General features: G+C 67.8%; 25 protein-coding genes. 15 read left to right on the top strand and 10 right to left on the bottom strand.

Annotation, left to right across the window (positions count from 1 at the left end; translation table 11 throughout):
• Positions 1-52 precede the first annotated feature (52 nt).
• A complete protein-coding gene (locus tag EV216_RS00325) occupies positions 53-253 on the top strand; it encodes a hypothetical protein (RefSeq protein ID WP_132693070.1) in 201 nt (66 codons plus the stop codon).
• A gap of 132 nt (positions 254-385) precedes the next feature.
• The gene (locus tag EV216_RS00320; RefSeq protein WP_132693069.1) at positions 386-2,386 is read left to right on the top strand and encodes an acetyl-CoA carboxylase biotin carboxylase subunit; all 2,001 of its coding nucleotides are present in this window, start codon (positions 386-388) and stop codon (positions 2,384-2,386) included.
• 61 nt (positions 2,387-2,447) lie between these two features.
• On the opposite strand, the gene EV216_RS00315 is transcribed toward EV216_RS00320, so the two are convergent.
• On the bottom strand, positions 2,448-2,924 hold the full coding sequence (locus tag EV216_RS00315) for a DUF4174 domain-containing protein (protein WP_132693068.1): 477 nt from the start codon (positions 2,922-2,924) through the stop codon (positions 2,448-2,450).
• 98 nt (positions 2,925-3,022) lie between these two features.
• Here EV216_RS00315 and scpA point away from each other — a divergent pair, with 98 nt between their 5' ends.
• From scpA to EV216_RS00285, 6 genes are all read left to right on the top strand, one after another.
• On the top strand, positions 3,023-5,155 hold the full coding sequence (gene scpA, locus EV216_RS00310; protein ID WP_132693067.1) for a methylmalonyl-CoA mutase: 2,133 nt from the start codon (positions 3,023-3,025) through the stop codon (positions 5,153-5,155).
• A gap of 110 nt (positions 5,156-5,265) precedes the next feature.
• Positions 5,266-5,883, top strand: a complete 618-nt coding sequence (locus tag EV216_RS00305; RefSeq protein WP_132693066.1) for a VOC family protein — start codon at positions 5,266-5,268, stop codon at positions 5,881-5,883.
• Positions 5,880-6,401 carry a GNAT family N-acetyltransferase gene (locus EV216_RS00300; RefSeq protein WP_132693065.1) on the top strand — a complete coding sequence of 174 codons (522 nt, stop codon included), beginning with the start codon at positions 5,880-5,882 and terminating at the stop codon, positions 6,399-6,401. Before EV216_RS00305 ends, EV216_RS00300 begins: the two co-directional genes overlap by 4 nt.
• 10 nt (positions 6,402-6,411) lie before the next feature.
• Positions 6,412-7,095, top strand: coding sequence for a TerB family tellurite resistance protein (locus EV216_RS00295; RefSeq protein WP_132693064.1), 684 nt, complete (start codon positions 6,412-6,414; stop codon positions 7,093-7,095).
• The gene (locus tag EV216_RS00290) at positions 7,092-8,123 is read left to right on the top strand and encodes an endonuclease/exonuclease/phosphatase family protein (protein WP_132693063.1); all 1,032 of its coding nucleotides are present in this window, start codon (positions 7,092-7,094) and stop codon (positions 8,121-8,123) included. Before EV216_RS00295 ends, EV216_RS00290 begins: the two co-directional genes overlap by 4 nt.
• A 30-nt stretch (positions 8,124-8,153) precedes the next feature.
• Positions 8,154-8,489 (top strand): AAA+ family ATPase, encoded by a 336-nt coding sequence (locus EV216_RS00285; protein WP_132693062.1) that lies wholly within the window; start codon positions 8,154-8,156, stop codon positions 8,487-8,489.
• Positions 8,490-8,492: 3 nt separating this feature from the next.
• Here the strand turns inward: EV216_RS00285 and EV216_RS00280 are convergent, their stop codons facing one another.
• The 4 genes from EV216_RS00280 to EV216_RS00265 are packed head-to-tail and all read right to left on the bottom strand — an operon-like array spanning position 8,493 to position 14,093.
• Entirely contained in the window at positions 8,493-10,040 is a 1,548-nt protein-coding gene (locus EV216_RS00280) for a Ppx/GppA family phosphatase (RefSeq protein ID WP_132693212.1), read from the bottom strand.
• 54 nt (positions 10,041-10,094) lie between these two features.
• Positions 10,095-12,263: an RNA degradosome polyphosphate kinase gene (locus tag EV216_RS00275; protein WP_132693061.1), complete on the bottom strand. Its 2,169-nt coding sequence runs from the start codon at positions 12,261-12,263 to the stop codon at positions 10,095-10,097.
• Positions 12,264-12,304: 41 nt separating this feature from the next.
• The gene (locus EV216_RS00270; protein ID WP_132693060.1) at positions 12,305-12,991 is read right to left on the bottom strand and encodes a P-loop NTPase family protein; all 687 of its coding nucleotides are present in this window, start codon (positions 12,989-12,991) and stop codon (positions 12,305-12,307) included.
• A 1-nt stretch (position 12,992) separates the two neighbouring features.
• Positions 12,993-14,093: an AI-2E family transporter gene (locus EV216_RS00265; protein ID WP_132693059.1), complete on the bottom strand. Its 1,101-nt coding sequence runs from the start codon at positions 14,091-14,093 to the stop codon at positions 12,993-12,995.
• Positions 14,094-14,221: 128 nt separating this feature from the next.
• Between EV216_RS00265 and proS the strand changes: the two genes are divergently transcribed.
• From proS to EV216_RS00240, 5 genes are all read left to right on the top strand, one after another.
• Positions 14,222-15,610 carry a proline--tRNA ligase gene (gene proS / locus EV216_RS00260; RefSeq protein WP_132693058.1) on the top strand — a complete coding sequence of 463 codons (1,389 nt, stop codon included), beginning with the start codon at positions 14,222-14,224 and terminating at the stop codon, positions 15,608-15,610.
• Positions 15,611-15,841: 231 nt separating this feature from the next.
• Entirely contained in the window at positions 15,842-16,255 is a 414-nt protein-coding gene (locus EV216_RS00255) for an SET domain-containing protein (RefSeq protein ID WP_132693057.1), read from the top strand.
• A 169-nt stretch (positions 16,256-16,424) separates the two neighbouring features.
• Complete coding sequence (locus EV216_RS00250; protein ID WP_132693211.1) at positions 16,425-17,672, top strand: lipoprotein-releasing ABC transporter permease subunit; 1,248 nt, start codon at positions 16,425-16,427, stop codon at positions 17,670-17,672.
• On the top strand, positions 17,665-18,342 hold the full coding sequence (locus tag EV216_RS00245; protein ID WP_132693056.1) for an ABC transporter ATP-binding protein: 678 nt from the start codon (positions 17,665-17,667) through the stop codon (positions 18,340-18,342). Before EV216_RS00250 ends, EV216_RS00245 begins: the two co-directional genes overlap by 8 nt.
• Before the next feature lie 102 nt (positions 18,343-18,444).
• Entirely contained in the window at positions 18,445-18,837 is a 393-nt protein-coding gene (locus EV216_RS00240) for a c-type cytochrome (protein ID WP_132693055.1), read from the top strand.
• Here the strand turns inward: EV216_RS00240 and EV216_RS00235 are convergent.
• Together EV216_RS00235 and EV216_RS00230 are read right to left on the bottom strand one after the other, a co-directional pair.
• The gene (locus EV216_RS00235; protein WP_165899096.1) at positions 18,834-19,544 is read right to left on the bottom strand and encodes a DUF5765 domain-containing protein; all 711 of its coding nucleotides are present in this window, start codon (positions 19,542-19,544) and stop codon (positions 18,834-18,836) included. The two genes, EV216_RS00240 and EV216_RS00235, sit on opposite strands and share 4 nt — an antisense overlap.
• 179 nt (positions 19,545-19,723) lie before the next feature.
• Positions 19,724-20,059 carry a TIGR02300 family protein gene (locus EV216_RS00230; protein ID WP_132693054.1) on the bottom strand — a complete coding sequence of 112 codons (336 nt, stop codon included), beginning with the start codon at positions 20,057-20,059 and terminating at the stop codon, positions 19,724-19,726.
• 113 nt (positions 20,060-20,172) lie between these two features.
• On the opposite strand from EV216_RS00230, the gene EV216_RS00225 reads away from it, so the two are divergent.
• Both EV216_RS00225 and EV216_RS00220 read left to right on the top strand, forming a co-directional pair.
• Positions 20,173-20,865 (top strand): M48 family metallopeptidase, encoded by a 693-nt coding sequence (locus EV216_RS00225; protein WP_132693053.1) that lies wholly within the window; start codon positions 20,173-20,175, stop codon positions 20,863-20,865.
• Positions 20,866-20,896: 31 nt separating this feature from the next.
• Positions 20,897-21,547, top strand: coding sequence for a GntR family transcriptional regulator (locus tag EV216_RS00220; protein ID WP_132693052.1), 651 nt, complete (start codon positions 20,897-20,899; stop codon positions 21,545-21,547).
• Positions 21,548-21,554: 7 nt separating this feature from the next.
• Here EV216_RS00220 and lpdA read toward each other — a convergent pair whose 3' ends face one another.
• From lpdA to odhB, 3 genes are all read right to left on the bottom strand, one after another.
• Positions 21,555-22,943 (bottom strand): dihydrolipoyl dehydrogenase, encoded by a 1,389-nt coding sequence (gene lpdA, locus EV216_RS00215; RefSeq protein WP_132693051.1) that lies wholly within the window; start codon positions 22,941-22,943, stop codon positions 21,555-21,557.
• Between the two features lie 165 nt (positions 22,944-23,108).
• Complete coding sequence (locus EV216_RS00210; protein ID WP_132693050.1) at positions 23,109-23,504, bottom strand: MAPEG family protein; 396 nt, start codon at positions 23,502-23,504, stop codon at positions 23,109-23,111.
• A gap of 341 nt (positions 23,505-23,845) precedes the next feature.
• A complete protein-coding gene (gene odhB / locus EV216_RS00205) occupies positions 23,846-25,354 on the bottom strand; it encodes a 2-oxoglutarate dehydrogenase complex dihydrolipoyllysine-residue succinyltransferase (protein WP_132693049.1) in 1,509 nt (502 codons plus the stop codon).
• Positions 25,355-25,357: the final 3 nt, after the last annotated feature.

Here is a 25,357-nt window from a genome sequence, read left to right as displayed (position 1 = left end):
CGTTCGCAGTAGACTTCCGGCGCAACAAAAATCCGAACGGAGGCAGAGTAGGATGCGTATTCTCAAGATTCTGGTCGCGGTCGCGGCCGTTGGCTCTCTGGCGGGCTGCATGGCCAACGATACCGAGCGGGCGCTTGCCGGTGCGGTCGGCGGTGCCGTCGTGGCCGACGTGCTCGACACCAATGTCATTGCCGGGGCGGCCGTGGGCGCCACGGCCGGTGCGCTTTGCGACGACGTGGGCTTCTGCAGATGATCTGACCGGGCGGGCCTTCGGGCCTGACGGGCGAAAGATATTCAGGGTCGCCGGGGCTGCGGGCTCCGGTGGCCCTTTCTCGTTTGTGCGCCGGGGCGGGTGCGGCCCGGTGGAATGCTGGAAAGGACGGAAATGTTCGAGAAGATCCTGATCGCCAACCGGGGGGAGATCGCCTGCCGGGTCATCAAGACCGCCCGCAAGATGGGCATCAAGACGGTGGCCGTCTATTCCGACGCCGACCGCCATGCGCTGCATGTGCGGATGGCCGACGAGGCGATCCATATCGGGCCGCCGCCCGCGAACCAGTCCTATATCGTGATCGACAGGATCATGGAGGCGATCAAGGCCAGCGGCGCGCAGGCCGTCCACCCCGGTTACGGCTTCCTGTCCGAGAACAGGCTGTTCGCCGAGGCGCTGGAGGCCGCGGGCGTCGCCTTCATCGGCCCGCCCGCCAGCGCGATCGAGGCGATGGGCGACAAGATCACTTCCAAGAAGCTGGCGGCCGAAGCCGGGGTCTCGACCGTGCCGGGCTATATGGGCCTGATCGGGGATGCCGACGAGGCGGTGAAGATCAGCCGCGAAATCGGCTATCCGGTGATGATCAAGGCCAGCGCGGGCGGCGGCGGCAAGGGCATGCGCATCGCCTGGACCGACGAGGAAACCCGCGAGGGTTTCCAGGCGTCCCGGGCCGAGGCGGCGAACAGTTTCGGCGACGACCGCATCTTCATCGAGAAATTCGTCACCCAGCCCCGCCATATCGAGATCCAGGTTCTGGCCGACAAGCATGGCAACACGCTCTATCTGGGCGAGCGGGAATGCTCGATCCAGCGGCGCAACCAGAAGGTCATCGAGGAAGCCCCCAGCCCCTTCCTTGACGCGGCGACGCGCAAGGCGATGGGCGAACAGGCCTGCGCGCTGGCGCGCGCCGTGGGCTATACCTCGGCCGGGACGGTGGAATTCATCGTCGATGGCAACCGCAATTTCTACTTCCTGGAAATGAACACCCGGCTTCAGGTGGAGCATCCCGTCACCGAACTGATCACCGGCATCGACCTTGTCGAACAGATGATCCGCGTGGCGGCGGGCGAAAAGCTGTCCTTCGGCCAGGCGGACGTCAAGCTGAACGGCTGGGCCATGGAAAGCCGGCTTTACGCCGAGGATCCCTATCGCAACTTCCTGCCCTCGATCGGGCGGCTGACGCGCTATCGGCCGCCGGCGGAATCGGCGCATGAGGCGGCCGTGGTGCGCAACGATACCGGCGTCTACGAGGGCGGCGAGATCAGCATGTATTACGACCCGATGATCGCCAAGCTCTGCACCTGGGCGCCCACCCGCGACCAGGCCATCGACGAGATGCGCACCGCGCTGGATGCCTTCGAGGTCGAGGGCATCGGCCACAACCTGCCCTTCCTGTCGGCGGTCATGGACCATCCGCGGTTCTGTTCGGGCAACATCACCACCGCCTTCATCGCCGAGGAATATCCCGACGGTTTCGCGGGCGTCAGCCTGCCGCGCGAGGAACTGCGCCGGGTGGCCGCCGCGGCCGCCGCGATGTTCCGGGTGGCCGAGATCCGGCGCGCGCGCATCTCGGGCACGATGGACAATCACGAACGCAAGGTCGGCAGCGACTGGGTGGTGGTCGCCCAGGGCGAACGCTTCGCGCTGACCATCGACGCCGACCGCCAGGGCTCGACCGTGCGCTTTGCCGAGGGCGACGCCCACCGCGTCACCTCCGACTGGACGCCGGGCAACCCGCTGGCGGTGCTGCATATCGACGGCGCGCCGCTGGTGCTCAAGGTCGGCAAATCGCCCAACGGCTACCGCATCCGCCATCGCGGCGCCGACATGAAGGTGGCGGTCTTCACCCCCCGCCAGGCGGAACTTGCCGCGCTGATGCCCGAGAAACTGCCGCCCGACACCTCGAAATTCCTGCTTTGCCCGATGCCGGGCCTGATCGTCTCGGTCGATGTCGAGGAAGGCCAGGAGGTGCAGGAAGGCCAGGCGCTGTGCGTGGTCGAGGCGATGAAGATGCAGAACATCCTGCGCGCCGAACGCAAGGGCATCGTCGCCAGCATCAAGGCCGGCCCCGGCGCCAGCCTTGCCGTCGACGATGTGATCATGGAGTTCGAATGATCCCCAGGGCCGCCCCATACCCAGCGCCGTTCGGGCGTGCCGGGGCGGCCCGTGGCCGGGCTCAGTCCGATGCGGCGCCGCGGCGGTCGCGAATCTCCTGCTGGCGCAGCGGCAGCTTGTCGATCGACCGGGTCAGTTCGCGCACGTCCCAGGGCGTGGGCTTGCGCAGGATCACGTTGCCGTCCTTGGCCACCAGCACCAGCGCAAAGCCGCGCGGGCGCAGGGTCTGGCGAAAGGCGCTGCGGGCGGCGGGGTCGGTGTCGGTGATCACCACCACGTCGCGGATGGCCAGTTCCTCCATCCGCGCGGTCAGCAGGTCCATCTGCTGGGCAAAGCGCGGATCGGCCTCGCTGTCGGCGAACACGACCACGGGACGGGCGATCCAGCGGAACTCGTCCGGGCTGACCTCGCGCGCGTCCAGGATCGTCATGTGGTCCGCCTGCCAGCGTTCGAACGGCGTCGCCTCCTCCATCGCACCTGCGGTCAGGGCAAATGGGACGAGGGCGGCAAGTGCAAGAGATACGAGACGTTTTTTCATGAACCCTCCTGTCGCGTCCAGATATAGGCGCGCGGGAACGGAAAGCGAAGCTTGAACCCGCCCGCGGGCGGGGGAACGAGACGAAAAGGGACGATCCGATGACGGACAAGACCAGAAGCTGGGCCGAGATGGCCGCCAAGGAACTGCGCGGCCGCAGCCCCGAGGATCTGACCTGGGAGACGCCCGAGGGCATCCCGGTCAAGCCGCTCTATACCGAAGCGGATATCGCGGGCCTGCCGCATATGGGCTCGGTCCCCGGCGCGGCGCCCTATACCCGCGGTCCGCGCGCCACGATGTATGCCGGTCGGCCCTGGACGATCCGGCAATATGCGGGCTTTTCCACCGCCGAGGAGAGCAACGCCTTCTACCGCAAGGCGCTGGCGGCGGGCCAACAGGGCGTTTCGGTCGCCTTCGACCTGGCGACGCATCGCGGCTATGACAGCGACCATCCCCGCGTGGTGGGCGATGTCGGCAAGGCGGGCGTGGCCATCGACAGCGTCGAGGACATGAAGATCCTGTTCGACGGCATCCCGCTGGATCAGGTCAGCGTGTCCATGACGATGAACGGCGCCGTGATCCCGGTGCTGGCCAGCTTCATCGTCGCGGGAGAGGAACAGGGGGTGGACCGCGCGCTTCTGTCGGGCACGATCCAGAACGACATCCTGAAAGAGTTCATGGTGCGCAACACCTATATCTATCCGCCCGAACCCTCGATGCGGATCGTGGCCGACATCATCGAATACACCTCGACCGACATGCCGCGGTTCAACTCGATCTCGATCTCGGGCTACCACATGCAGGAGGCCGGCGCGAACCTCGTGCAGGAACTGGCCTTCACGCTGGCCGACGGCAAGGAATATGTGAAGACGGCGCTGGCGCGGGGGCTGGATGTCGATGCCTTTGCCGGGCGGCTGTCCTTCTTCTTCGCCATCGGCACGAATTTCTTCATGGAAATCGCCAAGCTGAGGGCGGCGCGCTTCCTTTGGCACCGCATCATGTCGGAGTTCGAGCCGAAGAACCCCGGTTCGCTGATGCTGCGCACCCATTGCCAGACCTCGGGCGTGTCGTTGCAGGAGCAGGACCCCTATAACAACATCGTGCGCACCGCCTATGAGGCGATGAGCGCGGTGCTGGGCGGCACGCAATCCCTGCACACCAACAGCTTCGACGAGGCGATCGCGCTGCCCACCGAATTCTCGGCCCGGATCGCGCGCAATACCCAGCTGATCCTGCAGAACGAGACCAAGGTGACCAAGGTCGTCGATCCGCTGGCAGGCTCCTACTATGTCGAGAAGCTGACCGCCGACCTGGCCGAGGCGGCGTGGAAGCTGATCGAGGAAGTGGACGAGATGGGCGGCATGACCAAGGCGGTCGCGACCGGCATGCCCAAGCTGCGCATCGAGGAGGCCGCCGCGCGCTGGCAGGCCGCGGTCGACCGCGGCGACGAGGTGATCGTGGGGGTCAACAAGTTCCGCCTGGCCAAGGAGGATCCGATCGACATCCTCGACATCGACAACGTCAAGGTGCGCGACAGCCAGATCGCCCGGCTGGAGCAGATCCGCGCCAGCCGCGATCAGGCGGCCTGCGATGCGGCGCTGTCCGCGCTGGAACAGGCCGCGTTCAGCGGTCAGGGCAACCTGTTGCGCCTTGCGGTCGAGGCCGCGCGGGCGCGCGCCACGGTGGGAGAGATCAGCATGGCGATGGAAAAGGCGTTCGGGCGGCACCGCGCCGAGGTCAAGACGCTCTCGGGCGTCTATGGCGCGGCCTATGAGGGCGACGAGGGGTTCGCCGCGATCCAGAAGGCGGTCGAGGATTTCGCCGAGGCCGAGGGGCGGCGGCCGCGGATGCTGGTGGTCAAGATGGGCCAGGACGGCCATGACCGTGGCGCCAAGGTGATCGCCACGGCCTTTGCCGATATCGGCTTCGATGTCGATGTCGGCACGCTGTTCCAGACGCCCGAAGAGGCTGCGCAGGATGCCATCGACAACGACGTGCATGTGATCGGTGTCTCGTCGCTGGCCGCCGGGCACAAGACACTGGCGCCGAAGCTGATCGAGGCGCTCAAGGCGCAGGGGGCGGACGACATCATCGTGATCTGCGGCGGCGTGATCCCGCAGCAGGATTACGACTTCCTCAAGGCCGCGGGCGTCAAGGCGATCTTCGGGCCGGGCACCAACATTCCGACCGCGGCCAATGACATCCTGCGCCTGATCCGCGAGGCGCGGGCCTGACAGGACGGCCCCGGCGGCGGCGACGCTGCGTCAGATGCAGGCTTGCCATTGCATCCCCGCCCCGGCGGGGATCACATGCACCGGACCCGGCCGACAGGAGTGCCCGCGACATGCTCAGCCTCGATCACCTCGCCATCTCGGCCGAGACGCTTGAGGCGGGCATGGCCGCCGTCGAGGAACGCCTGGAGGTGCGGCTTTCGCCCGGGGGGCGGCATGCCGCGATGGGCACCCATAACCGGCTGTTGCGGCTCGGCCCCGGCCTCTATCTCGAAGTCATCGCCATCGACCCCGCGGCGCCCGCGCCCGGTCGCCCGCGCTGGTTCGACCTGGACCGTTTCGCCGGGCCGCCGCGGCTGACCAACTGGATCGCGCGCTGCGACGATCTGGATGCGGCGCTTGCCCGCGCGCCCTCGGGCAGCGGCAGGCCGATCGAGCTTGCCCGCGGCGACCTGCGCTGGCGCATGGCCGTGCCCGAGGATGGGCGGCTGCCCTTTGACGGGCTGTTCCCCGCGCTGATCGACTGGCAGGGGGCGGCGCATCCCGCCGGGCTTCTGCCCGAAACGGGTTGCCGTCTGGCCGCGCTGGAACTGCACCATCCGCGCGCCGACGACCTGCGCCTTGCGCTGCGCGGCCTGATCGACGACCCGCGGATCGCGCTGCACCAGGCGCCCGCGCCCGCGCTGCGCGCGCTGATCGACACGCCGTCCGGGCGGCGCGCGCTGGAATGACGATCCGCCCGGCCACGGCCCGGGATGCCGCCGCGCTTGTCGCGATCTGGAACCCGATCATCCGCGACACGACGATCATCTTTCATTCCGCCCGGAAGACGCCCGAAGGCGTTGCCGAGATGATCGAGACCCGCACCGCTGCGGGCCAGGGCTTTTTCGTCGCCGACGAGGGGGGCGCGATCCTCGGGCTGGCCACCTATGGCCCGTTCCGCCCCGGCGACGGCTATGCCCGCACGATGGAGCACACGATCCTCCTGGCGCCGGGCGGGCAGGGCAGGGGGCTTGGCCGGGCGCTGATGGGCGCGCTGGAAACCCATGCCGCCGATGCGGGGGTGCATGCGATGATCGCGGCTGTCAGCGCCGACAACCCCGGCGGCATCGCCTTTCACGCCGCGCTGGGCTATGCCGAGGTCGGCCGCCTGCCCCAGGTGGGGGTCAAGGCCGGGCGCTTTCTCGATCTTGTGCTGATGCAGAAGATGCTTTCGGTCGCACCTGACACTGGCCCCGCCACGGGGTAATCTCGCGGCCATGTCGCTGTGGTCCCGCATCTCTGCCGCCGTCTCTGCGCTTGCCAAGGGGGAAAGCCTTGCCACGGTCTTCGACCGCCTGCGCACCCCGCCCGAACGGACGGTGGCCTTCACCATCGCGGTGATCGCGCTGGGCGCCAAGATGGCCAAGGCCGACGGGCAGGTGACGCGCCGCGAGGTCGCGGCCTTCCGCGAGGTCTTTACCATCCCGCCGTCCGAGGAGGCCAATGCCGCGCGCGTCTTTGACCTGGCCCGTCAGGACGTGGCCGGGTTCGAGGAATATGCCCGCCGCATCCGCCGCATGTTCCGCGGCCGCAAGGAACCGCTTTGCGACCTGATGGAGGGGCTGTTCTTCATCGCGCTGGCCGATGGCGAGTATCATCCTGCCGAGGATGCGTTCCTTGCCCGCGTCGCCGCCGCCTTCGGCCTCAGCGAGGGGCAGTTCCGCACGCTGCGCGCCCGCTTCGTGCCGGATGCCGCGCCCGATCCCTATACCGTGCTGGGCGTCGATCCCGGCGACGATCTTGAAGCCATCCGCAAGGTCTGGCGCAAGGAGGTGCGCGAGACCCATCCCGACCGGATGCATGCCCGCGGCGTGCCCGAAGAGGCGATCCACCTTGCCGAGCGGCGGCTGATCGCGGTCAACGCCGCCTGGGAACAGATCCTTCAGGACCGCGCGGCGTGAGGATCGCCACCTATAACGTCGAATGGTTCAATGCCCTGTTCGACGATCTCGGTAATCTTCTGGACGATGACCAGCCCTCCGCCCGCACGGGCGTCACCCGTCATCAGCAGATCGAGGCGCTGGGCATCGTCTTTACCGCGCTGGACGCCGATGCGGTTCTGGTGGTCGAGGCGCCCGACGATACCGGCCGCCGCTCGACCGTCACGGCGCTTGAGAATTTCGCGCAGGTGATGGGCTTGCGCGCGCGGCGCGTGCTGATCGGCTTCACCTCCGACAGCCAGCAGGAAATCGCGCTGCTCTACGATCCCGACCGGATCGGCGCGCGCCATGACCCGCGGGGCGATCCGACCGGCAAGAAGGGTTCGGCCGAGGCGCCGCGCTTTGACGGCGTGTTCCGCTGGGATCTGGACGTGGATGCCGCGGCCGAGCTGATCCGCTTTTCCAAGCCGCCGCTGGAACTGGCGGTGCGAAGTGCGGCGGGTTTTACCTTTCGGATGATCGGGGTGCATGTGAAATCCAAGGCCCCCTATGGCGCCTCGACCCCCGATGAGGTGATGCGCATCTCGATCCAGAACCGGCGCAAGCAGCAGGCGCAGTGTATCTGGCTGCGCCAGCGGATCGAGGCGCATCTGGCGGCGGGGGAGTCGCTGATCGTGCTGGGCGATTTCAACGATGGTCCGGGGCTCGACGAATACGAAAAGCTGTTCGGCCGGTCCGGGGTCGAGATCGTGATGGGGCTGGACGTGCCGCGCGAGATGCGGCTTTACGATCCCCATGCGCGACAGGCGCAACAGGGCCGATCCGCCGCCCAGCCCGCCACAGCACGGTTCTACATCCATTCCGAGCGGCACTTTCTCTCGGCGCTGCTGGACTATGTGATGATCTCGTCCGACCTGCGCGCGCGCCGCCCGGCCTGGCGGATCTGGCACCCGTTCGACGACCCGGACCTCTACCGCGTGCCCGAACTGCGTGAGGCTCTGCTGGCGGCCTCTGACCATTTCCCGGTCAGCCTCGACATCGAGCTTTGACCCGCCCTTGCCCGCGCCTATACTCAGCCCATGAGCCGGATCGCCGCCCTGTGCCTTGGAATGCTGCTCGCGTTCGGTCCTGCCGCCGCGCAGGAGGCCGAACCCTTGCCGGACGCGAAGATGCGCGAGGGGATGGACCTGCTTGGTCAGGGCATGAGGCTGTTGTTCAAGGGGCTCGGGGACGAGCTGGAACCCGCGCTTCGCGATCTGGCCGAGACGATGCAGCCCGCGCTGCGTCGACTGGTCGAGATCGTGGACGATTTCGACGCCTACCAGATGCCCGAGCGGCTGCCCAATGGCGACATCCTGATCCGCCGCAAGCCCGACGCGCCGCCCTTGCCCCCACCCGACGATATCGAGATCTAGGCCCTAGGCCCGACGGATCCGCACGCCCGTCTCGACCCCCAGCGCCTTGGCCAGCGAGGCGAACCGCGCCTCGGCCACTTCGCCGAACAGCGGCTCGGCGCGGGCGTCCAGCACCAGTTCCAGCCGCTTCTTCTTGGGGAAATGGCGCAGTTCGGCCAGCGTGTCGGGCGTGTCCGACGAAAACATCGCGCCAAAGCGCAGCGCCTTGCCCAGGACTTCGGCCTGTTGCATCTGGATCGGGTCCAGCAGGCCGAACAGCGGTTCGAACCGGCTGCCTGCGCGGCTGTTCTTGTAGCGGTGCAGCAGCGACACGCCGAGGAACACCCGCTCCCAATGCTCCAGCCCGCCCAGATTGGCCTGGGTCGCGGTGTCGAAACAGACCTCGTGGCGATAGTCGGGATGCGCGCGCCAGGCGGTGTCATGCAGGTGGCAGGCCGCCTTGATCAGCCGCCGCTTCTCGGGTCCCGCCGCGCCGAACAGCGGCAACACGAAATTGTAGAGCCGCTTGCCGAAGCCGGGGAAGCGGGCGGAACTCGCCTCGACGAAACGGCAGGCCTCGACCAGCGGATCGCGGGCGCGCAGCTCGGCCGGCATCTGTTCGTACAAGAGTCCCTCGCGGATGCCATAGCCCGACACGGCGATCTCGCGCGGCTTCAGACGGGCGACCAGCCGTTTCAGCACCTGCACCGCGATCGGCACCAGCGAGAGCCGCTCGATCGAGATGCCGGTGCGGGCGCGCAGCGCGTCGACCCCGGTGATCTCGATCCAGTCGATCGTGGCGGCCAGCGATTTCCGCGTCATCCGGTATTCGTGCAGCACCGTCAGCGGATAGCCGCGCCGCTCCATGTCGAGCCGGGCGATCGCGCGCCACGACCCGCCCACCAGGAACAACCGGCCCCGCGAACAATCCATGCCGCGGGCCAGCGTCTCGACCTCCTGGGCGATGAACTGGGTCAGCCCCTTCTTGCCGCCCTTGACGTCCTGCAGTTTCAGCGGACCCAGCGGCGAGGTGCGCCGCTTGCCGACCCGGCCGCCGTCCAGTTCGGCCAGTTCGACCGACGAGCCGCCCATGTCGCAGACGATCCCCTCGGCGCCGGGCCAGCCCAGCAGCACGCCCTGCGCCGACAGCCGCGCCTCCTCGGCGCCGTCGATCACCCAGGGCCTCAGCCCGGTCTCGCGCTCGATCTGGCGGCGGAAATCGGGGCCGTCCTCGGCATCGCGCATCGCGGCCGTGGCAACCACCGTCAGGGGGGCCGCCCCCATCGCCTCACCCAGAAGGGCGAACCGCTTCAGCGCCGCCAGCGCGCGCCGACGCCCCTCGGGCGACAGCCGCCCGGTCTGGCCCAGACCCGCGCCCAGCCCGCACATCACCTTTTCGTTGAAGAAATAGGCCGGGCTGCGGGCCGCGCCGTCGAACACGACCATCCGCACCGAGTTCGACCCGATATCCACGACCCCCACGCGAGAAAGCGCCCGCGCCTCGGGGCCGCCGAACAGGGGGCGGCCAAAGGGTTCCCATGCTTCTGGGCGGTCGTCGCCGCTGCCGTCCATCTGCTGCCTTTCGCCCCTGGCGTGCCGGGACTCTGCCAAGCCCGTCCGCCGTCGTCAATCGGCGACGTTCGCCAGCCGGGGCACATCGGCCGCCCCCGCGGTGCCGCGGCCCGACAGCGACGGGTTTTCCATGAAGAACCTGTGGCAGTTGAACGCGTCCGGTCCCGCCTTGGCCCGCACGAAGCTGCCATCGGGCTGCATGACCCAGCTTTGCGCCTCGTCGGCCAGATTCGCGGACATGACCTGGTCCACGATCTGCGCCTTGACCGTGGGGTTGGTGCATTCGACCAGCGTTTCCACCCGGCGGTTCAGGTTGCGGCCCATCCAGTCGGCCGACGAGATATAGACCCGCGCCCTGGGCGAGGGCAGGCCATAGCCGTTGCCGAAGCAGACGATGCGGGAATGTTCCAGGAAGCGGCCGATGATCGACTTGACGCGGATATTCTCGGACAGCCCCTTGATGCCGGGCCGGATGCCGCAGATCCCGCGCACGACAAGGTCGATCTTCACCCCCGCATTGGACGCGGCATAGAGCGCGTCGATCACGTCGGGCTCGATCAGCGAGTTCATCTTGGCCCAGATCCGCGCGGGCCGCCCGGCGCGGGCATGCCCAGCCTCTTCGGCGATGCGCTGCAACAGCGTGGATTTCAGCGACAGGGGCGAGATCGACAGGTTCTCCAGCCCGTCGGGCTCGGCATAGCCGCCGATATAGTTGAACACCTTGGTCGCATCCCGTCCCAGCGCCGCGTCGCAGGTGAACAGCGACAGGTCGGTATAGATGCGCGCGGTGATCGGGTGGTAGTTGCCGGTGCCGAAATGGGTATAGGTCACCAGGTTCTCGCCCTCGCGGCGGACCACGGTGCTGATCTTGGCATGGGTCTTGTAGTTGATGAAACCATAGACCACATGCGCGCCCGAGCGTTCGAGCCGCCGCGACTGGCGGATATTGGCGGCCTCGTCGAAGCGGGCCTTGAGTTCCACCAGCGCGGTGACCGACTTGCCATCCTCGGCCGCCTCGCACAGCGCCTCGACGATGGGCGAGTTCTTGGAGGTGCGGTAGAGCGTCTGCTTGATCGCGACCACATCGGGATCGCGCGCGGCCTGCTGCACGAACCGCACCACCATGTCGAAGGTCTCGTAGGGGTGGTGCAGCAGCATGTCCTTGTGCCGGATCGCGGCGAACATGTCGCCCTCATGGTCCTGCACCCGTTCCGGCACGCGGGGGGTGAAGCTTTTCCACAGCAGGTCCGGGCGGTCGTCGATCACCAGTTCCGACAGGTCCGCCAGCCCGATCAGGCCGCGCACCTCGATCGCGTCCTCCTCGGTGATGTGCAATTCGCGGATGATGACGGAACGCAATTCCTCGGGCGCGCCCGAGGACATCTTCATGCGCACCACCTCGCCCCGGCGGCGGCGCTTCAGCGCGACCTCGAATTCGCGCACCAGATCCTCGGCCTCTTCTTCCACCTCCAGATCGCTGTCGCGCAGCACCCGGAAGGTGCAACTGCCCACCGCCCGATAGCCCGGGAACAGCAGGTGCAGATGCATCAGCAACGATTCCTCAAGCGGCAGGAACCGCGCCTGCCCCTCGCGGGCGGGCAGGCGGATGAAGCGGTTGATCTGGTGCGGGATCGGCAGCAGCGCCTGCAAGGGTTGGCCGTCCTTCTCGCGTTCCAGCTGCAAGGCCAGGCAGAAGCCGGTATTCGGGATGAAGGGGAAGGGATGCGCCGGGTCGATCGCCAGAGGCGAGAGCACGGGAAACACCTGTTGCAGGAAATGCTCGCCCAGATGCACCCGGTCGGCCTTGGTCAGGCGCGAGCGGGTCAGCAGGTGGATCTCCGCCTCTTCCATCAATTTCTTCAGCCGGTTCCAGCTTGCCTGCTGCGCCTGCAGCAGCCGCCGCGCATCGCGGTCGATCAGCACCAGCTGTTCGGCCGACGTCAGGCCATCATCGGCGGGTGTGGTATTGCCCTTCCTCGCCAGTTCGCGCAGGCCCGCCACGCGGACGGTGTAGAACTCGTCCAGGTTGGTGGCCGAGATCGACACGAAGCGCACCCGCTCCAGCAGCGGCACGCGCGGATTGTCGGCCTCTTCCAGGACGCGCCAGTTGAAGCCCAGCCAGCTGAGTTCGCGGTTGAAGAACCGCTTCGGCCCCGTGCGCTGGGCCTCGGGTATCTCGACGGGCGCGGGAAAGGGGGCTTTGAGAAAGTCGGCCTGGGTCATGCTTGTGCTTATGATTTCAGGGTGTGACGGCTGAGTGACAGTTATCGGGCCTCGGGCAGGGTCTTGTCCAGCACCGTGCGGGCCAGGCGGATGCCCGGCCGGTGGCCGGTGGCCAGCGCCTCGCGGTCGATGGCGGCGACCGTTTCTGCGGCGGCGGCGAAGGAGCGTTCCATCCGGTCCACGAGATAGCCGATCAGATCGGGCTTCACCGCCAGTTGACGGTCGGCGAACAGCTTCACCAGCACCGCGGCCAGCAGCGCGTCGTCGGGCGGGTTCAGATGCGCCGTTGCGGCGGCCTGCATCCGGCTGGCCAGATCGGGCAGCCCCAGCCCCCAGTCCCGCGCCGGGCCGCGCGCGGTGACCAGCAGCGCGCCGCCCGATGCGGCCAGCAGGTTGTGCAGGTGAAACAGCGCCGTCTCGGCTGCCCGGTCGCCGCCGATCCGTTCGGCATCCTCGACGGCCACAGCACCCGTTCCGGCCAGCGCGGGCAGATCCGCGACCGCGAGATCGGCGGCATAACGGACGGGGGCGCTGGTCAGTTCCGCCCAGACATGGACAAGATGGGTCTTGCCCGATCCCTCCGGGCCGATCAGCACCAGCTTGCCGCCCGGCCAGCCGCGCCAATCCTCGATCTGCGCCACGGCGATCTCGTTCGCGGGCGCCACGAAGAAGGCCGCGCGCCCCCGCGCTGGCCGCACGGGCAGGTCAAGGATCAACTGGCGGGCCATGTCAGGCGGCGTCCTCGTCCTTCCCGGATCCGTCGCGCGCGTCTTCCAGGGCCGCAAGGCCGCGGTAAAGGCGACTCTCCTTGTATCGCGCGATCCCGAAACGCGCCATCACCCCCAGAACCGCCGCCACCGGCACCGCGACCAACATGCCGACAAAGCCGAAGACCGAGCCGAAGGCCGCCAGCGCGAAGATCAGCCAGACCGGGTGCAGCCCGACCGACCCGCCCACCAGCTTGGGCGTCAGCACATTGCCCTCGATCATCTGGCCCGCCACGAAGATCGCCGCCGCGCCCGCGATGAACCACCATTCGCCCCAGAACTGGAACAACGCCAGCCCGATCGCCAGCGCGCCGCCCACGATGGCGCCGACATAGGGAATGAACGAGATGATCCCCGCGGTGAATCCCACGACCAGCCCGTATTTCAGCCCCAGCAGGCTCAGCGCCGCGGCGTAGTAGATGCCGAGGATCAGGCAGACCGTGCCCTGGCCGCGGATGAAGCCTGCCAGCGTGCGGTCGATCTCGCCGGCCAGTCGGCGCACCTGCGGCGCGTGGTCCAGCGGCAGCAGCCGGTCCACCTGGGCCACCATCCGGTCCCAGTCCAGCAGCAGGTAGAAGGTGATCACCGGCACCAGCACCAGCAGGACGACCACGTTCACGATGCTGGCCAGAGAGGCGATCACCCCGTTCAGCACCTCGCCGCCCTTCGATTGCACCGTGTCGCCGATTCCGGCCAGTGTCCGGGAGATCGGCGAGCCGTTGTCGTTCAGCGTGGGAAAGCGCTCGACCAGGAAGGCCTGGACCTGGCGCGCGATCTCGGGGGCGGCATTGACCAGGCTGATCGCCTGCTGGATCAGCGTGGGCAGCACCAGCAGCGCCACCGCCACGAAAATCACCACCGCGCCCGCCGTGATCGCCACCGTCGCCCCCGCCCGCGACAGCCCCAGCCGTTCCAGCCGGTCGGCCACGGGATCGAGGAAATAGGCCACCGCCATGCCGATCACGAAGGGGGTGATCACATTGCCGAGAAACCACAACAGCCCCAGGAAGACCGCCGCCGCGATCCCCCAATAGGTCACCTGTTCGCGCACCGGCAATGCCATCCAACCCTCCTGACTGCGCACCCATTCCGACGGCCCCGACATGTCGCGCCCGCATGCGCGGCGCTTGTCTGGTCCTGCGCGATGACATAAGGGGTCGGGGACGCGAATTCACGAGGAAAAGGTCGAAAATGCGCCTGTCCCGCTACTTCCTGCCGGTGCTCAAGGAAACCCCCGCCGAGGCGCAGATCGCCAGCCACCGCCTGATGTTGCGCGCGGGCATGATCAAGCAGGCCTCCGCGGGCATCTACTCGTGGCTTCCCATGGGCTTCAAGGTGCTGAAACGGATCGAGCAGATCGTCCACGAGGAACAGATCCGCGCGGGCCATATCCCGATGCTGATGCCGACCCTGCAATCGGCCGATCTGTGGCGCGAGTCGGGCCGCTACGACGATTACGGCGAGGAGATGCTGCGCATCAAGGACCGCCATGGCCGCGACATGCTTTACGGCCCGACCAACGAGGAACTCATCACCGACATCTTTCGCGCCCATGTCGGCAGCTACAAGGACCTGCCGCTGACGCTCTACCATATCCAGTGGAAGTTCCGCGACGAGATCCGCCCCCGTTTCGGCGTGATGCGCGGCCGCGAGTTCTACATGAAGGACGGCTACAATTTCGACATCGACTACGATGCGGCCATCCACGCCTACAACCGCCACATGGTCAGCTACCTGCGCACCTACGAACGGATGGGGCTGAAGGCGATCCCGATGCGCGCCGATAGCGGGCCCATCGGCGGCGAGGATACCCACGAATTCCTCGTGCTGGCCGAGACCGGCGAGTCCGAGGTGTTCTATGACAGCGCGATCCTCGATCTGACGCTGGGCGACCGGGCCGTGAACTACGACGACCGCGCGGAATGCGCGGCCATCGTGCGCGAATGGACCACGCCCTATGCCCGCACCGACGAAACCCATGACGCAGCGATCTATGGCCAGATCCCCGAGGCGCGGCGCAAATCCTCGCGCGGGATCGAGGTCGGCCAGATCTTCTATTTCGGCACCAAGTATTCCGAGCCGATGGGCGCGGTGGTGACCAACGACCGGGGCGAGCGGGTGCCCGTCCACATGGGCAGCCACGGCATCGGCGTGTCGCGTCTGGTCGGCGCGCTGATCGAGGCGAACCACGACGAGAACGGCATCATCTGGCCCGAGGGCGTGACCCCCTTCCATTGCGGCATCGTCAACCTGAAACAGGGCGATGCCGAGGCCGACGCCGCCTGCGCCGGGCTTTACAAGGCGCTGGCCGAAAAGGGGCTGGAGCCGCTCTATGACGACCGCGAGGAACGCGCGGGCGCGAAATTCGCCACGATGGACCTGATCGGCCTGCCCTGGCGGATCACCGTCGGGCCGCGGGGCCTGAAATCGGGCGTGGTCGAACTGACCTGCCGCCGCACCGGCACCAGCGAGGAGATGTCCCCCGAGGCGGCCGTGGCGCGCGTGGCCGAGATCTACGCCCCCCACACCGCCCCCCATTGGGAGCCGATGGCGAAATCCAGTTTCCACACCTGGCTCTGAGCGGCGCTTCTGCCTTCTTCTGGCCGGAAATATCCCGGGGGTCCGGGGGCAGCGCCCCCGGCCCTGCCTTTCGGCGTCACCCGCGCCGATGTCGGCCCGGCCCGCGATCTTGCCCATTGATTTTCGTCCGCGTTGCTTCACTCTCGCCTGTTGCGCGCGCCGCCACGCGCTGACGCAAGTCACCTTCGACATCCCGGCTGGCGGCCCGGCCCTTCAGAAGGAAACAGGCGCATGATGACAGTGCGCTGCTACCTCGCCCCGTCCGAGATCGAAGGACTCGGCGTCTTCTGCCGTGACGACATACGCAAGGGTCAGAATGTCTGGCGCTTCGACCCTGTGCTGGACATCCGATATCCCGCAAGCATCCTCGACAGCGTCGAGCCGCATGTGCGCGAGTTCCTCGAACGCTATTCCTATCCCGACTGGACCGACCCGACCCGGATCATCCTCGAATGCGACGAGGGGCGGTTCATGAACCATGCCGACGACCCGAACCTGGATTTCTCCGATCAGGTTCACGGCTTCGCGCGCTGGGACATTCCGGCGGGCACCGAACTGACCTGTCATTACGCGACCTTCACGCTGGGCGAGATCCAGATGCAGCCGCCGCGCCATCAGGTCCGGGCCTCGGCCAGCGCGGCCTGACCCGCCAGACACGACCTCGGCCGCCGGGACCCGCTGGCGGCCGATGCGCGGCGAGGGGGACCGTTTTGCCGCTTGACGCTGCCGCGACGGCCGACCACTGTCCGCCCGCGCAACCGACAGGATACCCCCCTTGGCCAACGGCACCGCCCCCTTCGCCCCCTTCGAATGGATGATCGCCTGGCGCTACCTGCGCGCCCGCCGCGCCGAGGGCGGCGTGTCCGTGATGACCTGGATCAGCCTGATCGGCATCACGCTGGCCGTCTTTGCGCTGATCGCCACGCTGGCGGTCCGTGCGGGCTTTCGCGCCGAGTTCGTCGACACGATCCTGGGCGCGAATGCCCATGTGACCGTCTATTCCTCGACCCGCGTGGACGAGCAGGGCGTGGCCAGCCGCACCATCCCCGATTACGAGGCGATGGCCGAACGGCTGCGCGCGGTGCCCGGCGTGACCCGCGTGGCGCCGCTGGTCCGCGGGCAGGTCATGGCGGCCTCCGGGTCGGGCAATTCCGGGGTCGAGGTCTATGGCATCGCGCCCGAAGACCTTGCCACGATCCCGCGCATCGCCGATCCCGAAACCGCGCTGGGCGACATCGCGCGCTTCCCCGAGGGCATCGCCATCGGCACGGGCGTCGCGCGCGAACTGGGCGTGGGCGTGGGCGACCGGATCCGGCTGATCTCGCCCGAGGGGGTCAAGACCCCCTTCGGCACCAGCCCCCGCGTGAATGCCTATGAAATCGTCTATGTCTTCTCGGCGGGCCGCTACGACATCGACCGCAGCCGCGTCTACATGCCCTTCGCCGAGGCGCAGGGCTATTTCAACCGCGAGGGCGTGGCCGACGAACTGGAAGTCATGGTCGCCGATCCCGAAAGGATCGACGAACTGACCCTGCCCTTGCTGCGTGCAGGGGGCGAGCGGGTTCTGCTCTGGACCTGGCGCGACGCCTCGGGGGCGTTCCTGCGCGCGCTCGATATCGAGGACAACGTGATGTTCATCATCCTGTCGATCCTCGTTCTGATCGCGGCGATGAACATCGTTTCGGGGCTGATCATGCTGGTCAAGAACAAGGGGCGCGACATCGGCATCCTGCGCACCATGGGCCTGACCGAAGGCGCGGTGCTGCGCGTCTTCTTCATCTGCGGCGCCTTCGTGGGGCTGATCGGCACCTTCTTCGGGGTGATCCTCGGCTGCCTGTTCGCGATCTGGATCGACCCGATCTTTTCGGCGGTGAACTATGTCGCGGGGGGCGGGGTCTGGGATCCCTCGATCCGCGGCATCTACGAACTGCCCGCCAAGCTTCAGGCCCGCGACGTCGCCTCGGCGGTGATCCTGTCGCTGGGCCTGTCCTTCGTCGTCACGATCTTCCCCGCCCGCCGCGCGGCGCGCATGAACCCGGTGGAGGCGCTGCGCTATGAGTGATCCGGCGCTGGCGCTTGATGGCGTCGAGAAAAGCTACAATCCCGGCAGCCCCGGCGAGGTGCGGGTGCTGTCGGGGGCCTCGCTTTCCGTCGCGCCGGGCGAGGTGGTGGCGCTTGTCGCCCCTTCGGGCGCGGGCAAGTCCACCTTGCTGCATATCGCGGGGCTTCTGGACACGCCCGATGCGGGCGCGGTGCGGATCGCCGGGCAGGACATGGCGCGCGCCTCGGATCGAAAGCGCACCGCCGCGCGGCGTGCCGATATCGGCTTCGTCTACCAGTTCCACCACCTGCTGCCCGAATTCACCGCGGCCGAGAACGTGGTGCTGCCCCAACTCGCCGCCGGCCGCCCCCGCGCCGAGGCCGAGGCCCGGGCGCAGGAGCTTCTGGACCGGATGGGGGTGGGCGCGCGCGCCGATCACCGCCCCGCGGCGCTGTCAGGGGGTGAACAGCAGCGCGTCGCGGTCTGCCGGGCGCTGGCCAACCGCCCGCGGCTGTTGCTGGCGGACGAGCCGACGGGAAATCTCGACCCCGCCACCTCGGACCGGGTCTTTGCCGCGCTGATGGACCTGGTGCGCGGCACTGGACTGGCGGCGCTGATCGCGACCCACAACCTTGAACTTGCCGCGCGCATGGACCGCGTGTTGCACCTGCAGGAGGGGCGTCTGGTCTGAGCCCCGGCCCGCAACCCCCGCCGGGTCATGGGGTTGATCCCGGTCAAGGCGTCGCGGCCGGTGCGGGGCTTAGGCTGACCATCGACGCCAAGGAGGCCGCCCATGCGCATTCCGACCGCCGCGCTTGCCCTTTGCCTGGCCGCTGCGCCGCTCCGGGCCGAACCGCTTTCGGGGGGTGCCCTGTTCCGTGCCCATTGCGCGACCTGCCACGGGCTGGGGGCGCGTGGCGACGGGCCGATGGCCTCGATCCTGACGGTGGCGATGCCCGATCTGACCCTGCTGGCCGCGGGCGCAGGGAATGCCTTTCCGCTGGCACGGGTGATCGCCGTCATCGACGGGCGGACCGAACTTGCCGCCCATGGCGGGCCGATGCCGATCTTCGGCTTCTCGATGCGGGGCCAGGCGGTCGCGCTGACCGCCCCCACGGGCGAGGAGATCCGCACCAGCGCCGAGATCGCCGCCATCGCGCGCTGGCTGGACAGCATCCAGCGCTAGGCCGCCGCGGGGCCGGCCACCTGCCGCCGGATCGCCGGGCTCATCGCGACCAGCACCAGCGCGATCGAGAACAGGCACCACACGGCGGGCATCTCGTTGGGATTGTCGGTCAGCAGGTTCGCAAGAACCGGCCCGAACAGCGCGTGAAAGATCACGAAGCGCCACGAGCCATAGATCAGCGGCAAGACGAAGGCGGCGAACAGGTAGGTCGGGAAATTCGCCGAAAAGCCCAGCCAGTCCGACAGCGGCGTGAACAGCCCGTTCAGCGGCACCTGCCAGCCGATATGCCAATTGCCCGAGATCGTGCACAGCCCCGGCCCGCACAGCACCTCGCCCGGTCTGCATTGCCCCAGCGCCTCGACCGGCACCAACTGGAACACCATCACCGCCGCCGAGGCCGCGCAGATCGCCCAGACCGCGCGGCGGGTGCGCGCGGGCACCGCATGGGCCACCAGCGCCATCGCGAAGGCATTGATGAAAAAGGGCTGGATCGCAATATGCAGATAGGACAGCAGCGTTACCGTCCGGTTCGCCGGGTCGCCGCACTGGTCGACCACCCCGTAGCCTACGGCCTGCAACCCCTCCATCGCGGTGAAGAAGCCCAGCGTCGCCCAGATCGCCGTGGGCTCGCCCCGCCGCGCCGCGATCACCGTGGCCGCGGCCCCGATCCCCACCATCGCGACGGTCACTCCGGCATTCCAGCACATGCGCGCCCCCTGGCATTTTGCCGGAGTTTGAGCGTGCGAAAGGCCGTTTGGCAAGGGAAAGCAGGACCGCGCGGGGTCGTGCAGCCGCCGTGCCGGTGCCCTGCCGCTGCGCGGTTTCAGGTCACCGGCGGGGCAAAGCCGCCATCCCGGCGATCAGCCGGAATGGCAGCAAGGACGCATCACGTCTCGTCGTCGTCATCCGCGGACATGTCGGTCAGATCGTCCAGCGACACGCTGTCGTCATCGTCGTCCAGCACATCATCGCCCAGATCGACATCGGTGGACTCGTCGTCGTCGTCGATCACGGCATCATCGGCTTCGAGATCGTCATCGACAACGGCCTTGGCCGGGGTCGCCTTCTCGGCCAGCAGCGTCCGGCTCTTGCCTGCCATAAGGCTTTCCAGCGAGAAGCTGTTGGCGCAGGCGGGGCAAGTCATCGGATTGCGCTGAAGGTCGTAGAAGCGGGTCGCGCAACTCGGGCAAACGCGCTTTACGCCCCATTCATCCTTTGGCATGGAGGTCCTCTCGGGGGTGATGTCTTTGCGGTTGCAGCCACCTGCCACAAGTCCCCCGACGTGTCAAAGCCCTTTTGGGATGGTATTGAAGCGGGAAATCGGACGAGGCAGAGATGGACAGCACGCGCCTTCCCGGCGATCCTCCGCTCGAGGTCGCGCTGCGCCGGTCGGCGCGGGCGCGGCGCTATTCGCTGCGCGTCTCGCAGCTTGACGGGCGGGTGACGCTGACCCTGCCCCGGCGCGCGCCGATCGCCGAGGGGCTGGCCTTCCTGCGCGAGAAGGAGGGCTGGATCCGCGGCCACCTGGCGGCGCGGCCCGAGGATCATGCCGTTGCGCTTGGCGGAACCGTGCCGTTCCGTGGCCGCGCCCTGCCCATCGTCGCCGGAACCGGCCGCGCGCCGCGGCTGATCGACGAGGCGCTGGCCGTGCCCGGCCCCGCGGCGGGCGTGGCGGGCCGGGTGCAGGCCTTCCTGCGGAGCGAGGCGCGCGCGGCGCTGGTCGAGGCGGTCGCGCGCCATGCCGCGGCGCTGGGACGGCCTCATGGGCGGATCACGCTGCGCGACACCCGCTCGCGCTGGGGATCCTGCACGTCGCGGGGGGATCTGATGTTTTCCTGGCGGCTTATCATGGCGCCGGCGCAGGTGCTGGATTACGTCGCCGCGCATGAGGTCGCGCATCTGGCCGAGATGAATCATTCCCCGGCCTACTGGGCCGTGGTGCGTCGGCTGATGCCCGACTATGCCGCGCCGCGGTCCTGGCTGCGCGCGAACGGGGCGGCGCTGCATCGGGTGCGCTTCGGCGATTGACGTTTGACGCGCCCGTGATCACAGTCGGTCCATGCTGATCCAGACCCGGCCGGGCGAGACGGGCACCGCGGCCCATGACCGGCTCTACCGCACGCTCAGAACCCAGATCATGCACGGGGAACTGACCCCGGGGGCCGCGCTGACCTTGCGCGGCATCGGGCGGCAATTCGGCGTCTCGATGACGCCTGCGCGCGAGGCGGTGCGCCGACTGGTGGCCGAGGGGGCGCTGACGCTGTCCTCCTCGGGGCGGGTCGCGACGCCGGAACTGTCGAACGAGCGGATCGAGGAACTGGCCGCCCTGCGCGCCCTGCTGGAGCCGGAACTGGCCAGCCGCGCCCTGCCGCGCGCGCATATGGCACTGATCGAGCGGATGCAGAAGATCAATGCCGAGATCGGCGAGGTGGTGGCGCGCGGCGATGCGGTGGGATTCATCCGCACCAATCTGGAGTTTCACCGCGCGCTCTATCTGCGTGCGCAGGCGCCCGCCATGCTGGCCATGGCCGAAACCGTCTGGCTGCAACTCGGCCCCACCATGCGCGCGCTTTACGGGCGGCTCGGCCGGACCGAGCCGCCGCAGCACCACCGGATGATCCTGGCGGCGCTGCGGGCGGGCGATGAACCCGCGCTACGGCTGGCGATCCGGACCGATGTGACCCAGGGGCTGCGGATGCTGGCCGCCTGAGCGCGGCCTAGCTGTGGATCGCCCCGTCGCCGCAGGCCAGCGCCGCCTCGCGCACCGCTTCGGAACAGGTGGGGTGGGCGTGGCAGGTGCGGGCGAGGTCTTCGGCGGAGGCGCCGAATTCCATCGCGACGCAGATCTCGTGGATCAGGTCGCCCGCATTGGGGCCGAGGATATGGGCGCCGAGGATGCGGTCGGTTTCCGCATCCGCCAGGATCTTCACGAAGCCGTCGGCGGCGAACATCGCCTTGGCCCGGCCATTGCCCATGAAGGAGAACTTGCCGACCTTGTAGGCGCGGCCTGCTTCCTTCAGGCTTTCCTCGGTCGCGCCGACCGCCGCCACCTCGGGCGCGGTATAGATCACGCCGGGGATAACCCCATAATTCACATGGCCTTTCTGGCCCGCAAGGATCTCGGCCACGGCCATCCCCTCATCCTCGGCCTTGTGGGCGAGCATGGGGCCCTCGATCGCGTCGCCGATGGCGTAAAGGCCACTCACCGAGGTCTTGTACTGGCCATCCGTCGCGATCTGTCCGTGTTGGGTCAGCGCCACCCCCAGCGCGTCGAGGCCGAGGCCCTGGGTGAAGGGTTTGCGCCCCGTCGCGACGAGGACCACATCGGCATCCAGCTGGTGTTCGCTGTCATCCTTGCGGAGCCTGTAGGTCACCTTGGCCTTGGTCTTCAGCGCCTCGGCGGACTGGACAGCGGCGCCGGTGATGATCTCAAGCCCTTGTTTCTTCAGGATGGATCGGAAGCTGCGGGCGATCTCGGCATCCAGGCCGGGGGTGATCTGGTCGAGATATTCCAGCACCGTCACCTGCGTGCCGAGACGGGCATAGACGGAGCCCAGTTCCAGCCCGATCACGCCTGCGCCGATCACGACCAGTTTCTTCGGGATCTTCGGCAAGCTGAGCGCGCCGGTCGAGGAGACGATGATCTTTTCGTCGATCTCGATCCCCGGAAGGGTGGCGGGTTCGGAACCCGTTGCGATCACGATGTTTTTCGCCTTGTGGGTCTCGTCGCCGACCTGCACGAGGCCGGGTTCGGGGATCGTGGCCCAGCCCTTGATCCAGTCGATCTTGTTCTTCTTGAACAGGAATTCGATGCCCTTGGTGTTCTGGGCGATGACCTCGTCCTTGTAGGCGAGCATCTGGGTCCAGTCCACCTTGGGGGCCGCGCCCTTCAGCCCCATCTTCTCGAAATTGTGTTGGGATTCATGGAGTTGGTGGGAGGCGTGCAGCAGCGCCTTGGAGGGGATGCAGCCCACGTTGAGGCAGGTGCCGCCCAAGGTCTCGCGGCCTTCGACGCAGGCGGTTTTCAGGCCCAGTTGGGCGCAGCGGATGGCGCAGACATAGCCGCCGGGGCCGGCGCCGATGATGATCACGTCATAGCTTGCCATTGGGGTCTCCCTTGCCGGATCTGGCTATCTGAATTCCATATGAAACCCATATGAAACCCATATGAATTCCATATGGTCTTTTGCGGGCCGGGGCAGGGGGGCTGTCTGCCCCCCGCCGCGCCTGCGGCGCGGCCCCCCCCGAGGGTATTTCCGCCAAGAAGAAGTTCACAGCAGCGCCGCGAGCGTCATCAGGAGCGTGGCGAAGAACCCCACGGCCCAGAGGATCGACCGGCCGGGCACCCAGCCCCGGATATAGGCCGGGACATAGAGGAGGCGGGCGCCGAGATAGGTGAAGGCGCAGATCGCGGTGAAGAGCGAGGACTGGCCCGAGAGCGTGACCAGCGCGGTGGCGGCGGTGAAGAGGATCAGCGCCTCGAAATGGTTGTTCAGCGCGCGTTGCAGCCGGGCGGTGCGCGGCGAGAGCGGCCGTTCGGGCGGCGTGTCGCGCGGGCCCGCGGTGTAGTTGGCGCCCAGCTCCATATTGGCGGGGATCGCCAGAAGGACGAGCTGGACGGCCTGGAGCAGGATGGCGAGGGCGAGGGCGGTGAGTTCGGGGGTCATTCCGTCGCGTCCCGGGCTTGACCCGGGACCTCTTGGGGTTGGGTGCGGGCGAGGCCCCGGATCAGGTCCGGGGCGGGGTTGGGGTTGAGAGAGTTCAAATCAAAGATTACCCGCCGAGTTTGGCCCGCAATGCGGCTAGCTCATCAAGTATGGCCTTGTCTGGCTTGCTCGCTATCCAGATCAGGGAGAAATAATTGACCACGGGAATGAGAAGCAAAACGACGTATGTATTTGCCAGCCCTTTCCGCCTAAGCATTGGCCACCCGAAGGCAACAAAAATGACAGTTAATAGGATTATAGGTAGGAATGAGGCGAACGTTTCCATTATTTTACTCCCCTTTTTACAAATCCATCAACAGCCTTCTCGGATCCTCCAGCGCCTCCTTCACGCGCACGAGGAAGGTCACCGCGCCCTTGCCGTCCACGATGCGGTGGTCGTAGCTGAGCGCGAGATACATCATCGGGCGGATGACGATCTGGCCTGCGACGACCACGGGGCGGTCCTGGATCTTGTGCATGCCGAGGATGCCCGATTGCGGCGGGTTCAGGATCGGCGAGGACATCAGCGAGCCGTATACCCCGCCATTCGAGATGGTGAAGGTGCCGCCCTGCATCTCGGCCATGGACAGTTTCCCGTCGCGGGCGCGGATGCCGAGTTCGGCGATGCGTTTCTCGATCTCGGCGAAGCCCATGGCGTGGGCATTGCGCAGCACCGGCACGACGAGGCCCGAGGGTGTGCCGACGGCGATGCCCATATGGACGAATTGCTTGTAGACGATGTCGGTGCCGTCGATCTCGGCATTGACCTCGGGCACTTCGGCGAGCGCGTGGCAGCAGGCCTTGGTGAAGAAGGACATGAAGCCGAGTTTGACGCCGTGCTTCTTTTCGAAGAGATCCTTGTATTCCTTGCGCAGCGCCATGACGCCGGACATGTCGATCTCGTTATAGGTGGTCAGCATCGCCGCGCTGTTCTGCGCGTCCTTGAGACGGCGCGCGATGGTCTGGCGCAGGCGGGTCATGCGCACCCGTTCCTCGCGCGCGGCATCCTCGGCCGGGATGGGGGCGCGGGCGGCGTCGGGGGCGGGTTTGGGCGGTTCGGCGGCGGGGCGGGGCGCGGGTTTCGGGGCCTCGGCGGCGCGCATGACATCCTCTTTCATGATGCGGCCGTCGCGGCCGGAGCCGGTCACGGCATCGGGGGAGAGGCCCTTTTCGGCCATCAGTTTCTTTGCCGAGGGGGCGTGTTCGATATCCTTGCCGGTCGTCGGGGCGGGCGCCGCGGCGGGTTTGGGCGTGGGGGATGCGGCGACGCCTTCGCCCGCGACCAGCGTGGCCAGCTGGCCGCCCGCGGCGACCGTGGTGCCCTCGGCGGCGAGGATCGCGCCAAGGGTTCCGGCGGCAGGCGCGGGCACCTCGACCGAGACCTTGTCGGTTTCCAGCTCGCACAGGATCTCGTCGCGCTCGACATGGTCGCCCTGGGCCTTGAACCAGGTCGAGACGGTCGCCTCGGCCACGCTTTCGCCGAGGGTGGGGACCATGACGGCGATGTCCTGCGCGGCCTGGGGGGCGGCGTCGGGCCGGGCGGCCTTGGCCTTGCCCGCGGCGGGTTTCGCGGCGCCCTCGGTGATGGTGGCGAGCAGCGCGTCGACCGAGACGGTCTCGCCCTCGGGGGCGACGATCTCGCCCAGCGTTCCGGCGGCGGGGGCGGGCACCTCGACCGTCACCTTGTCGGTTTCCAGCTCGCACAGCATCTCGTCGGCGGCGACGGTGTCGCCGGGCTGCTTGAACCAGGTGGCGACGGTGGCTTCGGTGACGCTTTCGCCCAGGGTGGGCACGCGGACTTCGGTGGACATGGG

Origin of the sequence: Rhodovulum steppense, from assembly GCF_004339675.1 — a bacterium.
Classification (GTDB): domain Bacteria; phylum Pseudomonadota; class Alphaproteobacteria; order Rhodobacterales; family Rhodobacteraceae; genus Rhodovulum; species Rhodovulum steppense.
Note: the sequence above shows the minus strand (reverse complement) of the source record. Positions and strands in the feature narration are given on the sequence as shown.

Excerpts from the sequence above, each read along its gene's own strand:
- EV216_RS00325 (WP_132693070.1), top strand. The coding sequence starts at position 53 with ATGCGTATTCTCAAGATTCTGGTCGCGGTCGCGGCCGTTGGCTCTCTG.
- EV216_RS00320 (WP_132693069.1), top strand. The coding sequence starts at position 386 with ATGTTCGAGAAGATCCTGATCGCCAACCGGGGGGAGATCGCCTGCCGG.
- EV216_RS00315 (WP_132693068.1), bottom strand. The coding sequence starts at position 2,924 with ATGAAAAAACGTCTCGTATCTCTTGCACTTGCCGCCCTCGTCCCATTT.
- scpA (WP_132693067.1), top strand. The coding sequence starts at position 3,023 with ATGACGGACAAGACCAGAAGCTGGGCCGAGATGGCCGCCAAGGAACTG.
- EV216_RS00305 (WP_132693066.1), top strand. The coding sequence starts at position 5,266 with ATGCTCAGCCTCGATCACCTCGCCATCTCGGCCGAGACGCTTGAGGCG.
- EV216_RS00300 (WP_132693065.1), top strand. The coding sequence starts at position 5,880 with ATGACGATCCGCCCGGCCACGGCCCGGGATGCCGCCGCGCTTGTCGCG.
- EV216_RS00295 (WP_132693064.1), top strand. The coding sequence starts at position 6,412 with ATGTCGCTGTGGTCCCGCATCTCTGCCGCCGTCTCTGCGCTTGCCAAG.
- EV216_RS00285 (WP_132693062.1), top strand. The coding sequence starts at position 8,154 with ATGAGCCGGATCGCCGCCCTGTGCCTTGGAATGCTGCTCGCGTTCGGT.
- EV216_RS00280 (WP_132693212.1), bottom strand. The coding sequence starts at position 10,040 with ATGGACGGCAGCGGCGACGACCGCCCAGAAGCATGGGAACCCTTTGGC.
- EV216_RS00275 (WP_132693061.1), bottom strand. The coding sequence starts at position 12,263 with ATGACCCAGGCCGACTTTCTCAAAGCCCCCTTTCCCGCGCCCGTCGAG.
- EV216_RS00270 (WP_132693060.1), bottom strand. The coding sequence starts at position 12,991 with ATGGCCCGCCAGTTGATCCTTGACCTGCCCGTGCGGCCAGCGCGGGGG.
- EV216_RS00265 (WP_132693059.1), bottom strand. The coding sequence starts at position 14,093 with ATGGCATTGCCGGTGCGCGAACAGGTGACCTATTGGGGGATCGCGGCG.
- proS (WP_132693058.1), top strand. The coding sequence starts at position 14,222 with ATGCGCCTGTCCCGCTACTTCCTGCCGGTGCTCAAGGAAACCCCCGCC.
- EV216_RS00255 (WP_132693057.1), top strand. The coding sequence starts at position 15,842 with ATGATGACAGTGCGCTGCTACCTCGCCCCGTCCGAGATCGAAGGACTC.
- EV216_RS00250 (WP_132693211.1), top strand. The coding sequence starts at position 16,425 with ATGATCGCCTGGCGCTACCTGCGCGCCCGCCGCGCCGAGGGCGGCGTG.
- EV216_RS00245 (WP_132693056.1), top strand. The coding sequence starts at position 17,665 with ATGAGTGATCCGGCGCTGGCGCTTGATGGCGTCGAGAAAAGCTACAAT.
- EV216_RS00240 (WP_132693055.1), top strand. The coding sequence starts at position 18,445 with ATGCGCATTCCGACCGCCGCGCTTGCCCTTTGCCTGGCCGCTGCGCCG.
- EV216_RS00235 (WP_165899096.1), bottom strand. The coding sequence starts at position 19,544 with ATGTGCTGGAATGCCGGAGTGACCGTCGCGATGGTGGGGATCGGGGCC.
- EV216_RS00230 (WP_132693054.1), bottom strand. The coding sequence starts at position 20,059 with ATGCCAAAGGATGAATGGGGCGTAAAGCGCGTTTGCCCGAGTTGCGCG.
- EV216_RS00225 (WP_132693053.1), top strand. The coding sequence starts at position 20,173 with ATGGACAGCACGCGCCTTCCCGGCGATCCTCCGCTCGAGGTCGCGCTG.
- EV216_RS00220 (WP_132693052.1), top strand. The coding sequence starts at position 20,897 with ATGCTGATCCAGACCCGGCCGGGCGAGACGGGCACCGCGGCCCATGAC.
- lpdA (WP_132693051.1), bottom strand. The coding sequence starts at position 22,943 with ATGGCAAGCTATGACGTGATCATCATCGGCGCCGGCCCCGGCGGCTAT.
- EV216_RS00210 (WP_132693050.1), bottom strand. The coding sequence starts at position 23,504 with ATGACCCCCGAACTCACCGCCCTCGCCCTCGCCATCCTGCTCCAGGCC.
- odhB (WP_132693049.1), bottom strand. The coding sequence starts at position 25,354 with ATGTCCACCGAAGTCCGCGTGCCCACCCTGGGCGAAAGCGTCACCGAA.